This window comes from Peribacillus sp. NPDC058075, assembly GCF_042885195.1.
GTDB lineage: Bacteria > Bacillota > Bacilli > Bacillales > DSM-1321 > Peribacillus.
The window spans coordinates 347,531-361,567 of record NZ_JBHVSL010000001.1; the positions used below are offsets into that span (position 1 = coordinate 347,531).

The window sequence follows — 14,037 nt, forward strand, 5'->3', positions numbered from 1 at the left end:
GTTTGACACGTGAGAGTAGGGAATCCGAGTGTGGAATTCCCTTTTTTTATGGCAAGGCGGTAAGAGTAGCTGCCAGGTTGGCTCTATAAAGCTGTAGGTTAATCCAAATAGCAGTCCACATATGAGCAAGAGTACTTGAAGCTGTGACTCAGTCAGCATAAACCAGCTCCGATTGCGATATAAAGAAGTGTTTTAGCCACCTAAAATTGCAATATGGCCACTAAAAATTCATTTAGAGTTATGCTTAGTCTTACCGGGTTTAACTTTACGTTCCATTCCATACCCTAAGAAACCAGAACCTTCATAAAAAAAGCGATATAAAAATCTATATCGCCTTCCATTTTATTGAGCATCCTTATATAACACATCTTCTGCCAGCGATCGGAATAGCTCTCCTACCATTGAGTCTTCGAAAGGCTCTTATTGAAGAATATGAACTTACTCCTTTTTCTTTAGATCGGTGGATTCAACAGAGTGAAAACACAGGTTCTTTTAGGAAAAAGACAACCGTTCTCCTGAAGAACAAGAACTTATTAAACTACGAAAAGAACTGAAACAGTTACAGATGGAGAATGATATTTTAAAGCAAGAAGCGCTGATGCTAGGACGAAAGTAAATGTCATTAAGCGAAACAAAGACAAGATTTCATCGGTAAGTTAGGAATGTAGGCTGTTTTTATCTGGAATATTTTAAACGTATGAAAGTTATATTTTAGAACTATAAAACACTTAACCTGTTATCATTTTTATTGAAAACGCTTTCTAAACAGGGGGATGATTGTATGTTAAGCACAAAAGCTGCTGTCACACATGGTAAAGGAGAGCCATTCAAAATCGAGGACATTACGATAGATGATCCAAAGGGTGGAGAGGTGCTCGTTCGCATTCAGGCTTCTGGGATTTGTCATACTGATTTAATTGTTCGAGATCAATATTATCCTGTTCCTCTACCTGCTGTGTTGGGGCATGAGGGCTCAGGTATTGTTGAAAAGGTAGGAGTGGGAGTCAGCAGCGTTAAACCTGGTGATCATGTGGTTTTGTCGTATAGTTCTTGCGGTGATTGTTCAAATTGCCAAAGTGGCAACCCTTATGCCTGCAATCAGTTTTTTGAGCTAAACTTTACAGGTACTATGAAAGATGGATCTTGCAGATTGCACCAGGATGGAAGAGACGTTCATAATTTCTTTGGTCAATCTAGCTTTGCTAATTTTTCCATCGTCTCTGAAAGAAATGTAGTTAAAGTTCCAAAAGATGTTCCACTTGATTTATTAGGTCCATTAGGATGTGGGATTCAAACTGGGAGTGGTGCTGTCCTAAATAAATTAAAGCCTAAAGTGGGATCAAGTATCGTTATTTTTGGATGCGGAGCTGTAGGCTTAAGTGCTGTAATGGGGGCAAAGGTGGCAAGCTGTACAACGATTATTGCAATAGACATTAACGAAAATCGTTTGGAATTAGCCAAGGAACTTGGTGCCACTCACACCATTAATCCAAAAGATGCAAATTCACTTGAAGAAATCAAAAAAATAACAGGAGACGGTGTGAATTATTCTATTGAAACCACTAGCCGTCCGGAAGTTTTACGTCAAGCTGTTGATTGTCTAGCTACTTTAGGACAAGCCGTAGTCATTGGTGCTCCACCGGTAGGGACTGAAGTTCATTTAGATGTAAATACCCTTTTATTTGAAAGATCAGTGGTTGGTGTTTTACTTGGATCGGCTGTTCCTCAAGTTTTCATCCCGAAATTAATTGAACTATATAAGCAAGGGAAATTTCCGTTTGATAAATTAATAAAATTTTATAGTTTTGAAGAAATCAACCAAGCGAGTGCAGATTCAGAATCAGGTTTGACAATTAAGCCAGTTCTAAAATTAGGTTGAATTTTGAGGGAGGAAAATGAAAATGACTGTTAAAACTTATAAATACTCTGAGTGGGTCAATAACCTGATTAATGGTAGCTGGCGAGAAGGCTCCAGTGAGAAAACTTGTACTGTTATGAATCCTTATAATAATGAAATCCTGACAGAATTGAAGTTTGCGAGTAAAAACGATATCCTTGAGGCATATGTGGCAGCTGAAGAGGCCCAAAAAAGTTGGGCAAAAGTTGCTCCTTACGAAAAAATTAGCATTCTTGAAAAAGCTGCTCAAATTATGCAAGATAAGAAAGAAGAACTAGTCCAACTTCTTATAGAAGAAACAGGAAGCTCTCATTTAAAAGCCAGCGTAGAAGTTGATTGCAGCATCGGTGATATAAAATTAGCTGCTACTTTTCCATTATTGTTAGGGGGATCGATTCGTCCATCCGCTATTCCAGGAAAAGAAAACAGAGTTTACCGTGAACCTGTAGGAGTTGTTGGCGCCATCACTCCTTGGAATTGGCCTTTACATTTAACAATGCGTGTCGTTGCACCTGCCATTGCAACTGGCAATAGCATCGTTGTGAAACCAGATCTGCAAACCCCTATTACTGGTGGTCTTATCATTGCCAAAATCTTTGAAGAAGCTGGGCTTCCAAAAGGAGTCATTAACGTGACTGTTGCCGATCTTGAAGAAATAGGTGACTCCTTCGTAGAACATCCAGTTCCAAGTGTCATTTCATTTACAGGTTCTACTGCTGCTGGAAGACATGTAGGCTCACTTGCAGTCAAGCATGTTAAAAAGCCTGCCTTGGAACTAGGAGGAAACAATGCTTTTATCATTTTAGATGATGCAAATTTAGACGAGGCTGTTTCAGCAGCAACGTTTGGTAAATTTATGCATTCAGGCCAAATTTGTATTGCGATTAATCGTATTATTGTAGATCGTAAATTATATGAACCATTTATTGAGAAATTTTTAGAAAAGGCTGCAACTGTTAAAGTTGGGGATCCGCGTGAAAGTGATACAATCATCGGCCCAATGATCAATCGAAAACAAGTAGATAGAGCATTGAGAATTATCGACAAAAGTGTTGCCCAAGGAGCAAAGTTAATTAAAAAAGGAAATGTCGAAGGTAATCTCATGGAGCCGTTTGTCCTTGTAGATGTAACAAACGATATGACAATCGCGCAAGATGAAGTGTTCGCTCCAGTAGCTTGTATTATTCCAGTAGATAATGAAGAAGAAGCCATTAACGTGGCAAATGACACTCCCTTTGGTTTAAGCGGTGCAGTATTTACAGGTTCACTTGAAAGAGGAATCGATGTCGCTAAACAGATTAAGACAGGCATGATTCATGTTAATGATCAAACAATCAATGTCGAGTCTAATGTTCCATTTGGCGGAGAGAAAAGTTCAGGTTTAGGCAGATATTGCGGTGAATGGGCATTCGAAGAATTTACAACTGTAAAATGGATATCCGTTCAAAAGGAACCTAGACAGTATCCATTTTCTTAAGGTTCAGGTCAGCAAAGAGAGAACAATACTTTATATTGCGCTTCCTTCTTTTTCTTTATTAAAATAAAAGATGTCTGAACCATTCTCCATTCCATTAGAAGGATAAATTAAACCGGTTATTCATAATGCTGTTTATTAATTCACTGAAGCTTTTAAGCATATCAACCGTGAGTTTTTGATAGGTTTGGTTCAATACAACATAATGAATTTTATAAGCTCCCAAAAAAATCCTTTGCATTTAAGCGGAGGATTTTTTATTTTACGTAGTTCCTTTAGAGCCGATGTTTTGCTGTTAGCGAATTCTATAAGAGAAGGAACTGTTTCGGCATCACTTATTATGGAAATACTCTAGGTCAAAACAACTTAGCTATGGCCTTATGTGTGATGGGAAGGATCGAATAAACAATTTTTATTCTTCATTACTTGTGAATCTTAGGAAGGAAACAAAAAGACTTAAATCCTCCCTTGTGTTATCCAATCATTATTGATGGGAACAGGGATGCAAGGGCAGAATCAACAGCAGTCAGATTATTTTGTTTTTATTCTGGTCTCCATCGATAGGCTTAATGTACTCCATGAATCATTTTTACCATTTTTTATAATTAAAGTAATAAAAAACCAATTAAATAACTCCTTACGTTATAATGAATGGGCTCCAAGGGAAGTGTCAAAAACCTGCAGGAGTGATTTTACGAATGGAGGTTATATGTGTTGAAGAAAAAATTATTGGTCATGATTCCAACAGTTGCCCTGATGTTGGCACCTCTAGGAACGGGAACTTCAATTACCCACGCAGCATCAAAGGGCAGTCAAATCCAGAAAATCGAAACGAAGGCGGAAACACGCCCGACCCTCAAGAAAGGCTCACGTTCGAGTTATGTAAGAGACTTACAGCAAAGCCTTAAAGATGTTAAATATCATGTAGGGGTTGATGGGATTTTCGGTACCCAAACACAAAACGTGGTAAGGGAGTTTCAAGTGGATCATAACTTGAGTTCGGATGGTATTGTCGGACCGTTGACATGGGCGGCTTTAGATGAAAATAAGGTAGAAAGAAAACAGTTCACGGAGAAAGACGCAATCGCGTTAGGGAAGAAGAAGCTGGGTAACAACATCGTATTCAGCGGTGATGGCAAGTTACTGAAAGATGGCAAAGGAAAATCATATTACAATTATAAAGCTTCTAATAAAGATTGGATCGATCAAGGCGGCACAGGAACGATTGGGTGGTTCCACATTTATAAAGATGGCCGTGTAGTGGAACAATAAAGGGAAATATCAGGCAAAGAATGTTCTCACTTTATGTGGGATTTTTTTATGGTAAGTAAAGAAGACTATATACATCTATTTTTGGCTATAAATAACAAGTAAATACAGATATAATAGTAAATGGACAGCATTTTGGTATAGTGGGCAGCGGTCACTCCTTTTCAGAAAGGGGGTGTCGCTGGTGATTTCTATTATGGACGGACTGATGCTAATGATTTCATTCGCCTCTTTAATCGTCGCAGTAATCGCGGTTACATTAAAAAAGTAACCCCCTCCATACCATCCGGCCAGATGTATGTAGGAAAAGGGTTACTTTCATGATCGAGTAGCTACTGACTTACCACAGAAAGCCGCTGCTCTTTATGCAGTTTGCTGTTCATTGAGACGCTGGTTAAACCAGTGTCTTTTTTTTATATTTATTAGTTATCATTATTATATCCTCATTTTGCCTATACATTCAACTAAAAAACATGTGTGAGATCTTGCTTGACGGAGTTTTTGGTAAAATCAATTAGATTTTCGTTAAATCCCTGCCGGTATCCAGTTTGAATAATTTCATTCCTTTATGAGAAACAATTGAAGGAATCATACAAAGCAAGGCCATCGGTAAACAATAAAGAAGATAGAAATGCCCTCCATTGTCCAGTAAGGGAATATAGGCTAAAGCAACAAAAAGTAAAGTGAAAAAAATGATCGCGAAAATCCCGAAAGATTGATGATAGAATGCATGAATTTCCCTTCTTCGTTCATCTTGGTTGGGTAAGGTCTTTACTGCCTTGTGCGTTCGAAGGAATAGGTACAAGGAGAACATGAGAAATAAAGCGGAAAATGGTAAAGCGAACGCAAATAATGAAACGTCAAGAATGGAAAGATAAAAGCTGGATAAAAAGAAAACTTCAGATACCCCTAATGCAAAACAATAATTGAAGATACTTATTCTATCAGGTTGTTTAAGCATGAAATCCCTCCTTCTATATCATATTATGCAACTGCTTTCATGTTCACCACTTTGTCACATTTAAAAGGAAAAATAAATGCTCCCAATTCCACCCAGAATCAAGCAGATGGGTAAATGGCACCGCTCAATAACTAGTCAGCTTCATCAAGCCTGCAGATGTTGAATAGAGTCTTTGCATATTACGAATAGTAATAAAATATCGCTTAAAGGGGGGAGTGCTCAATGTCTGTAAAAACGGCAATTAAAGGATTTTTGCTTGTTCTTCTATTATATGTCCTTTATGTAGTGGTGACGGCTCTTGTTCTTTTCCCCAAAGCAGAAAAAGAAGAAAACAGGCCGATTAAACAGGTAAGTGAATATATGGGAGAGAAGGAAGCCACCGTGGATCGAGTCCTGCTTCTCGAAGACGGTTATGAGTCGGGACTCGCCCGAATGCGAATGATCCAGGAAGCCCAGCATTCAATCGATATCGCCTACTATTCCTTTGGAAAAGGCAAATCAACCGAACTTTTTCTTGGAGCCTTGATCGAAGCGGCTGACCGGGGTGTCAAAGTCAAAATCCTTCTGGATGGATTAACTCATGGACTAAGAGGTCAATTAAGCAGTGCCCGTTATGCATTGGCATCACATGAAAACATTGAATTAAGATATTACGAAACCTTTAAGCCATTTAAGCCGTGGACCTGGCATAATCGCCTTCATGACAAAATCATCACGGTAGATGGAAAGTTGGGCATCATCGGAGGGAGAAATATCGCCGATAAGTATTTAGCAAGCAAGCCGACGAGGGATTTTGTCTATGACAGGGATGTCCTCATTTTCAATGCTAAAGAGGAAAAAGATAGTGTAATCGTTGAAATGAAGGACTATTTGAATGAATTATGGAATCATCCGTATACGAGCGATGTTTTTTCGGACCTTTCGAAAAGGCAAACGGAAAAAGGGAAACGTGAAAGAGATTCATTAGCGAATCAATACAGCCTAGCTTTGCAAACTGAAGCCGATTTCGTTAATCCAGCTGTTGATTGGAGCAAGGCTTCAACACCTACTAATAAAGTATCCTTCATCCATAATCCAATCGAACGTTTCAATAAATACCCTATTGTGTGGAGATCTCTATTGGATATTGCGGCGAATGCCAATCAATCGGTATTTATCCAAAGTCCCTATATTGTTCCTGCGGATGCCTTGAAGGAATATGTACCAAAGAAGATGGATTCAAAGGCTGATTGGACGATACTTACCAACTCGACGGCATCAACCCCGAATGTGATCGCTTTTTCCGGATACTTGGCGCTTAGGGATAGTATCGTTGAAACGGGGGCAAGGCTTTATGAATATTCAAAGCCTTATTCTTTGCATGGTAAATCGGTTGTCTATGATCAACGATTAAGTGCAGTGGGTTCCTACAATTTGGACTCTCGATCTGCCTTTTTAAATACAGAATCGATGGTGATCATTGATAGCGAAGCATTTGCATCGCAGTTGACAGGGGCCATCGAGTCGAAAATCTCAAAGAGTACACTCGTTGCCGACCATAAAAAATATATAGAACCGCCTGAAGATCAGAAAAGGGAAGAGTCTTTTTTTAAAGCAACCTTTTTAAATGCCCTCTCGAAAATCACGGTATATTTGAATAGGTTCATTTGAATGATGACCAAAAAGACAGCAATCACGGTGATTGTTGTCTTTTTAGCCTTTCGCGGAGATTATCTTATGAATACATGTGTAATTTGCTATACTTGAGCAAGCTAATCACAACTATCATAAGGAGAATAGAAACATGCAAACATTACAGCACCTATCGAAACATATTGCCTACCTGCCGCCAGTTCAGGAAACGGATCGCCCGGTACTTGCCGCCGTTTCGGGAAAAAAGAAAACGCTCATCATCGATGCCGGTAACTCTGTCCGGCATGCACAACTCTTTAAGGACGAATTGCTTCGGAATGATATAAGCGGGAATTTTCTCGTTCTTACCCATTCACACTGGGACCATGTATTCGGGCTGGAGAATATCAGGATTCCAGTGATTTGTCAGGAAAAAACATACACCAACATTAAAGATATGCAGCAGCTTTCATGGGAAGATCACGCACTTGATCAACGGGTCGAAGAAGGGACGGAGATTCCCTTTTGCGCCGATGCCATCAAATTGGAACATGGGACGAATCGAGAGATTACCTTCCCCCTGCCTGATATCATCTTTGAAAAAACGATGACGATCGATCTCGGCAATATAACCTGTATTATTGAACATGTTGGCGGCGACCATGCCAAAGATTCCTGCATCATCTATGTACTAGAGGAAAAAACTTTATTTTTGGGAGACTCCCTTTATGCCAATCTTTATGCTGAAAAATGGAATTATACGGCTGAACAGGTTTCGCTGCTCATTAAGAAAATTGAAGCCTATGATGCCGAAACATACATACTCTCCCATCATGATAAGCCTTGCACGAGACTGGAAATGGAGGCGGAGCTTAAGCTAATGAAAGAATGTGCCAGAGCGGTGGTCGAACACCGGGGAAACCGAGCTTTAATGGAGCAGGAACTGGCTAAAGAACTAAAGCGGGATCTAACGGAGGACGAACTTGAAACAATTGGATTTTTCGTGAATGGTTACTTTGAGTGATTGAACACCTTGGGGGTATGAGATTGATAATACTGGGCTCATACCCTTTTATTTGGCCTTTTGACGCAACAGTGCTCACAAGCTCATTCATGGCTCCCACACCAAATCGATAATAATCGTTAATAGTACCGATACAATAAGAGTGGATAGGAAACCTAATATAATTTTTTCTGCTTTTGCTCCTCTATAATCGGGATAAATATGACCAATGATAAAGGAAGGGATGAAAAATATAGCCGAATAGAACATTGTATAATGAATACCTGAATCTCCATTTGACAAGAAGCTTAGTCCGATATTATTTAAAATATTATCTCCAATGCAAGGTTTATCGCCAAATGGAATGGTAAACAATATTCCGATTAAACATAGCGCAAAAGAAAGGGAACCGAATCCGATATCCTTTGTTTTCCTAACTACAATAGTTTTCATGTTTTTTCTCCTAGTATAAAAACACAATATTATGGTTTTTTGTTTTGTAACATAACTCAGCAAGTACTTATATCCCTACAACTATATCAGAACCCAAATAGACTACTATAATAACTATCCAATTGTAAGGTTTTGTTACATAATTAGGATGCAGTTTCATTGTAGTATCATAACCAAAAAGTAATAAACGAATGCCAACACGAACCATGCATCCAAAAGCCTTCATTCTGGAATCGTTTATTATTACTAAAATGAAAAAGCTCCCTTAGGAAAGTTTCATATAGCTTTTACATGTATCGTGAGTGAGGATTCATCATTTCTAAAGGGATTCTTTTTAAATTCTATAAATATAAGGTCTGTTATAGGCTTTTGCTCTTTGTTTGGAGGTAGTCATAGCCCTTAGTTGTTTTTGTGAGATTGGTGGTACGATTATTGTTCCTGAGGGATACATAATGTTGTTCTTGTCATTTAAATGACGTGCATTGACTAACAAGGCATGTCCGAATTCATGAGCTAAGATATCCATATTTTTTTGTTGGAATGTATCATATGTCATGACGATATTGCCCAGAGTTCCGTTATTATCCCAGCTGGCGTTTCCGATAGCTTTTCCATCTTTAAGGTCTTGTGCATGAATGTAAAACACAGCGAGTCCAGTTTGACGGCCACAATTACCTTTTCTTAAGGCTCTAAAAACTTTCTCCCGTTGCCTCACCTGCAAAGGTACGAAGATCCTTGCTATAGTGGCATCAGCTTTCAAACCATACTTCCGTGCTCCTTCTCTCGTTCTTAAATCACAAATATTGGGCCGAAAATCAATTCCCCATATGTCACTGGCGTATTTAAATTGTGTTCTTATATCTTCTTCTCTTACTTTAGTAGCGTTACCTAAAATGAAAACACAAACATCAGTCGTATACCGAGTACTCTGACTGTTATTCTTACTGGATTTTTGCCTCTTATTCTTACTGGTTTTCTTATCTTTATTCTTTGGCACAGCATTCATCCTTTTTGTTAATAAAATTCCCACATGATTAATAAATGCATGAATTCCTCAATATGTTTGGACAACCTAAACAAACAATTGAATGACCAAAGGAATTAAAAAGCTTCCAAAGTGAGGTTCTAAGACAAACTCAATATTAATTAAGATTGCCTATTTTTTTTGAGGGAGTGTAGAATATGAACGTTGATTTTCACTACAGGCACTCGCTTTCCGCGGGCGGTTCGGGAGCCTCCTCGGCGCCTTTGCGCCTGTGGGGTCTCCCTTGGACGCTCTTTTCCCGCAGGAGTCTCGAACACCCGATCCAATCAACTTCGTTATTTTTATAGGCTAGCCCCTAATGACGAGGGGAAAATAGTGAAGTAAACTTATGAATCTCTTTTGAGGTTCTTTTTTTGTTTCCACGATAAATAGCCAAAAGGGGTTTATCCCTTTCGGCTTAATTCGCATTCTTCGATTTAGACTGCTTCTCCCAACTTTTGTCTAAGTCTCGGATATTTCCTAATGACCATTTTGTTGTACATATATCCCTACATCTGCAGTTCAGATTAATTATGAGCTTTTTCCAGAGCTAGCTTTATCCCGAAACCAATCAAGACCGTCCCGGTTATACCTTCGAAAATCGCTTGGGTTCTAGGCTTTTTCATGAAAGCGCTGATCTGGTTCAGCAGATAGATATAAAATACAAACCACAACGCAGTTAAAACGGTATAGGTCATGCCCATGATCAGGAATGGTAAAAACGTATCATTTCCTGGATTCACGAACTGAGGCAGGAATGTTAAAAAGAAGACGGCCACTTTAGGGTTCAGCAGATTGGTAAGGAACCCTTGCTTAAAGCATGACTGGTTTTCGTATTTACTTTTGACGGACGTTTCCGCCGCTGCGGCCACTTGCTTATTCCTTAATCCCCATAGGGTCTTGAAGCCTAGATATACCAAGTAAACGGCACCGACATATTTGAAGATAGAAAATAGTAAAGCGGATTTCACAATGATTGCCGAAAGTCCGAACACGGCAGCTGATGTATGAATAAGCAGGGCACAGCACGTGCCGAACATCGTTTTAAAACCTCCCGACGTCCCCACGGTAACGGTGTTCCTTGTGGCTATTGCTGTATCTGGACCGGGTAAGATGATGAGCAGGATGCACATGATGATGAACAAATAAAAGTTTTCCATTTTCGGACCTCCACTCTTACTGATGAATTCTGAAAATTATAACATGAATGCACTTGGTTTAGGGAGATAAATTTGATAGTAAATAATTACTTCAATGAAAGGGAGGCAATAAAAAAACAAGCCAAATCATTTTTTGATCTGGCTTGTTTTTGGAAAATTTTATTAGGGTAACTTTTTCAACACAGCACGTACCGGACTTCCGTCTGCTTCAACTAAAGGAAGTGGGAGGGCTGCCAGCTCATAATTACCCGGACCTATATCGTCTAATACAAGTCCTTCCAAAATGTGAATGCCATGACCGGCAATCATGGTGGGCAGACAATTCTTTACTGTCCAGTGGGTCTACTGATGGTAAATCAAGTCCAATAAGACGGATGCCGATTTCTGAAAGGTATGCCGCTAATTCTGGCTGGATATGAGGAATCGTATGTGGAAACACACTTCGGTCCTGCCATGCATCCGTCCGAATTAACAGTCGTGTAACGCCTTGGAGGTCAATATTGGATAATTCATCGACTCCGATGCTTGTCTTGTTTGGTAAATGGATAACTCGGGCATTTCCCATATATAAGTCGAGCTCCAAATCAATCACTCTTTTTCCATCGTCATCAAAATGAAAAGGTGCATCAATATGGGTACCGGTATGGATACTCATATTGATTTGACCTACATTGACAGATCCACTTTCTTCTTTACTCCAATTTACTTTATAAGAGAAAGGTGTATCTCCAGGCCAGACTGCAACGTCATCATCCAGACGTTGTGAAACATCAATCCACGTCCCCATGCATTTACCTCCATTTCTTCTGGCTTGTTTTCTTGAATATATTAAAGCTTCGTTCTTAGACTCCATAGTTCTGGGAAAAAGTGTTGATCAAGTGCTCTCTTTAAATACGTAACACCTGATGAACCGCCAGTTCCTTGCTTATTACCAATAATCCTTTCCACTGTGGTCATATGATTAAAACGCCATAATTGCTGTTGGTGGCCAATGTCGACTAACTTTTCGCCCAGTTCATAAAGGTCCCAATATTGCTCAACATCGCGGTAAACTGTCAGCCATGCCTCTTCTACACTGGCATTTGGTTCATATCTTTGTGACCAATCCCTGTTGATGGCATCTTGATCAATCGGTAATCCGCGAGCTACAAGAGCATTAATCGCCGCGTCATAAATACTTGGCTCATGAAGGGCCTGCTGCATTTGCTCGTATAACTCCGTTTGGTGCTGATAGACTGATAGTGTATGGACATTTTTGTTTCCTAATGCAAATTCAATCAAACGGTTCTGATAAGATTGGAATCCGGAAGATTGTCCCAGTTTATCCCTGAACTCCATGTATTCAGCCGGTGTTAAGGTTGAAAGGACATTCCATGACTGGATCAATTGCTGCTGAATCCTTGAAACGCGAGACAGCATTTTAAACGAAGGTTCCAGCTTGTTTTGGCGGATGGACTCAGTTGCTGCTGTCAATTCATGTGAAATGAGCTTCATCCATAGCTCACTCGCTTGATGGATAATGATAAATAGCATTTCATCATGATGATCGGAACATCTATGTTGACTGGTTAAAATCTTATCAAGGTGGAGATAATCCCCGTAAGACATCGATTTTTGAAAGTCGGTTTGAATTTCTTTCTCTAGACCCGTTATTGTTTGTTCATTGTTATCCACATTTTTCATTCCACAATCTCCTCACTTTTCCATATGATGCAAAAAACGATTTATTTCGTCATTCTATTCTATCTTCTTTTCCAGAGATTCTTCCATTACATTATGGTTAATATTTCTTCTTTTTGAAATAAAATAAGCAACAGTTAAAAATAGTAACCAAGGGATCCCGAATTGAAGCATGATTTTGAAATCCGTAAACCATGATGTAATCATCAAGCTAAAAAGAAGAACGGCTCCCAGTATCGTTAAATAGGGAAAACCAATCATCCTTACCGGTAGCTTGCGTCCGCCTGTTTTATCCCATTTAACCCTGAAAAACAAATGGGAAATGAAGATCATGAGCCATGTGAACATAGCACCGAACATGGAAATCCCCATCATGAAGGCATAGGATGAACCAGGAAGTAACGCATGAACGCCGGCAGCGATGAAAATCCCCGTTGAAGAGACTGCAAGTGCTTTTGTAGGAACACCCCTTTTGTTTAACTTTCCTAAAAAGCTAGGTGCATTTTTTCCGCGTGCCAATGAAAACATCATCCGAGTTGAAGCATAGAGCTGAGCGTTCATGGCAGATACTGCAGCCGTTAAAATAATGAAGTTCATGATCCCGGATGCACCTGGAATGTTCAAGATTTCCATCACTTTTACGAATGGGCTTACCTCGATCCCAGCCGTTTTCCACGGAACGATCATCAGCATGATGCCGATTGTCAGCACATAGAAAGTGGATAAACGGAACACGGTCGCTTTTAATGCTTTTGGGACAGCTGCATCCGGATCTTTTGCTTCCCCTGATGTAACCGCTATCAATTCAGTTCCAAGAAAGCTGAATAAAGAGATAAATACGGCTATCCACATCCCCTTCAAACCAAATGGGAAAAAACCGCCTTCATTCACGAAGTTTTCAGGTCCTATATGCGGCTGTTCGGATGAACCGAATAGTACATAGGCTCCAAGAAGGATAAAACCAACAATGGCACTTATTTTAATAAAGGAGAACCAATACTCAAATGTCGCGAATGTATTCACGCTGGTAGCATTTACATAAATCAGGACCCCTGCAAACAGCAAAATCCATACGATCCCCGGAACGCTCGGAAACCAATAATTCATATATACGCTGACTGCACTTACTTCAACCCCAACAGCCAAAACATTGCCGATCCAATAGGAATAGCGGACAAGATAGCCTGCCATCGGAGTCATGTACTTTTCCGCAATGGCCCCAAAAGATCCGGAAGTAGGATGGGCAACCGTCATTTCGGCTAAACAGCCCATCAACAGTAAGACAATGAACGCCCCAAGAGCATAACTGAGCAATACACTTGGCCCTGCCGCTTGAATCGCAAGCCCGCTGCCAAGGAATAGCCCTGTCCCGATGGCACAGCCCATCGCGATCATGGAAAGCTGATTTGTTTTCAGCTCACGTTTTAATCCTTTTTCTGGCTCATCCTTAAAGTTCAATTGAGTATTTTTGTTCTCCATAGTTCATCCCCTTTTTATAAAAAAAG

General features: G+C 39.7%; 11 protein-coding genes and 2 pseudogenes. 6 read left to right on the top strand and 7 right to left on the bottom strand.

From position 1 onward, the window contains the following. Positions 1–419: 419 nt before the first annotated feature. The 4 genes and pseudogenes from ACFVS1_RS01780 to ACFVS1_RS01795 form a co-directional block, all read left to right on the top strand. Positions 420–648, top strand: a pseudogene (locus ACFVS1_RS01780) (IS3 family transposase); the annotation flags it as partial. 133 nt (positions 649–781) lie between these two features. Continuing rightward, a complete protein-coding gene (locus ACFVS1_RS01785; RefSeq protein ID WP_387544883.1) occupies positions 782–1,879 on the top strand; it encodes an NAD(P)-dependent alcohol dehydrogenase in 1,098 nt (365 codons plus the stop codon). 22 nt (positions 1,880–1,901) lie between these two features. Further along, a complete protein-coding gene (locus ACFVS1_RS01790) occupies positions 1,902–3,374 on the top strand; it encodes an aldehyde dehydrogenase family protein (protein WP_387544885.1) in 1,473 nt (490 codons plus the stop codon). Between the two features lie 708 nt (positions 3,375–4,082). Beyond that, on the top strand, positions 4,083–4,643 hold the full coding sequence (locus tag ACFVS1_RS01795; RefSeq protein WP_387544886.1) for a peptidoglycan-binding domain-containing protein: 561 nt from the start codon (positions 4,083–4,085) through the stop codon (positions 4,641–4,643). 511 nt (positions 4,644–5,154) lie between these two features. Here the strand turns inward: ACFVS1_RS01795 and ACFVS1_RS01800 are convergent. Beyond that, positions 5,155–5,601, bottom strand: a complete 447-nt coding sequence (locus tag ACFVS1_RS01800; protein ID WP_352925242.1) for a hypothetical protein — start codon at positions 5,599–5,601, stop codon at positions 5,155–5,157. A 222-nt stretch (positions 5,602–5,823) separates the two neighbouring features. Between ACFVS1_RS01800 and ACFVS1_RS01805 the strand changes: the two genes are divergently transcribed. Beyond that, the gene (locus ACFVS1_RS01805; RefSeq protein WP_387544888.1) at positions 5,824–7,251 is read left to right on the top strand and encodes a phospholipase D-like domain-containing protein; all 1,428 of its coding nucleotides are present in this window, start codon (positions 5,824–5,826) and stop codon (positions 7,249–7,251) included. A gap of 133 nt (positions 7,252–7,384) precedes the next feature. Next, complete coding sequence (locus ACFVS1_RS01810) at positions 7,385–8,236, top strand: MBL fold metallo-hydrolase (RefSeq protein WP_387544889.1); 852 nt, start codon at positions 7,385–7,387, stop codon at positions 8,234–8,236. Positions 8,237–8,323: 87 nt separating this feature from the next. Here ACFVS1_RS01810 and ACFVS1_RS01815 read toward each other — a convergent pair whose 3' ends face one another. The 6 genes and pseudogenes from ACFVS1_RS01815 to ACFVS1_RS01840 all read right to left on the bottom strand — a co-directional run bounded on the left by ACFVS1_RS01815 (position 8,324) and on the right by ACFVS1_RS01840 (position 14,011). Further along, positions 8,324–8,668 carry a hypothetical protein gene (locus ACFVS1_RS01815; protein ID WP_387544890.1) on the bottom strand — a complete coding sequence of 115 codons (345 nt, stop codon included), beginning with the start codon at positions 8,666–8,668 and terminating at the stop codon, positions 8,324–8,326. A 334-nt stretch (positions 8,669–9,002) separates the two neighbouring features. Then, on the bottom strand, positions 9,003–9,665 hold the full coding sequence (locus ACFVS1_RS01820) for a hypothetical protein (protein WP_387544892.1): 663 nt from the start codon (positions 9,663–9,665) through the stop codon (positions 9,003–9,005). A 554-nt stretch (positions 9,666–10,219) separates the two neighbouring features. Next, positions 10,220–10,852, bottom strand: a complete 633-nt coding sequence (locus tag ACFVS1_RS01825; protein ID WP_241589173.1) for a LysE family translocator — start codon at positions 10,850–10,852, stop codon at positions 10,220–10,222. 162 nt (positions 10,853–11,014) lie between these two features. Next, positions 11,015–11,639 (bottom strand): annotated as a pseudogene (gene kynB / locus ACFVS1_RS01830) (arylformamidase). Between the two features lie 41 nt (positions 11,640–11,680). Beyond that, positions 11,681–12,535, bottom strand: coding sequence for a tryptophan 2,3-dioxygenase (gene kynA, locus ACFVS1_RS01835; RefSeq protein ID WP_387544894.1), 855 nt, complete (start codon positions 12,533–12,535; stop codon positions 11,681–11,683). A gap of 54 nt (positions 12,536–12,589) precedes the next feature. Next, positions 12,590–14,011 (bottom strand): amino acid permease, encoded by a 1,422-nt coding sequence (locus ACFVS1_RS01840; RefSeq protein WP_352925253.1) that lies wholly within the window; start codon positions 14,009–14,011, stop codon positions 12,590–12,592. Positions 14,012–14,037 lie beyond the last annotated feature (26 nt).

Bases quoted from the DNA above. Each gene is read 5' to 3' on its own strand.
- ACFVS1_RS01825 (WP_241589173.1), bottom strand. From the start codon at position 10,852: ATGGAAAACTTTTATTTGTTCATCATCATGTGCATCCTGCTCATCATC.
- ACFVS1_RS01785 (WP_387544883.1), top strand. From the start codon at position 782: ATGTTAAGCACAAAAGCTGCTGTCACACATGGTAAAGGAGAGCCATTC.
- ACFVS1_RS01800 (WP_352925242.1), bottom strand. From the start codon at position 5,601: ATGCTTAAACAACCTGATAGAATAAGTATCTTCAATTATTGTTTTGCA.
- ACFVS1_RS01805 (WP_387544888.1), top strand. From the start codon at position 5,824: ATGTCTGTAAAAACGGCAATTAAAGGATTTTTGCTTGTTCTTCTATTA.
- kynA (WP_387544894.1), bottom strand. From the start codon at position 12,535: ATGAAAAATGTGGATAACAATGAACAAACAATAACGGGTCTAGAGAAA.
- ACFVS1_RS01840 (WP_352925253.1), bottom strand. From the start codon at position 14,011: ATGGAGAACAAAAATACTCAATTGAACTTTAAGGATGAGCCAGAAAAA.
- ACFVS1_RS01810 (WP_387544889.1), top strand. From the start codon at position 7,385: ATGCAAACATTACAGCACCTATCGAAACATATTGCCTACCTGCCGCCA.
- ACFVS1_RS01790 (WP_387544885.1), top strand. From the start codon at position 1,902: ATGACTGTTAAAACTTATAAATACTCTGAGTGGGTCAATAACCTGATT.
- ACFVS1_RS01815 (WP_387544890.1), bottom strand. From the start codon at position 8,668: ATGAAAACTATTGTAGTTAGGAAAACAAAGGATATCGGATTCGGTTCC.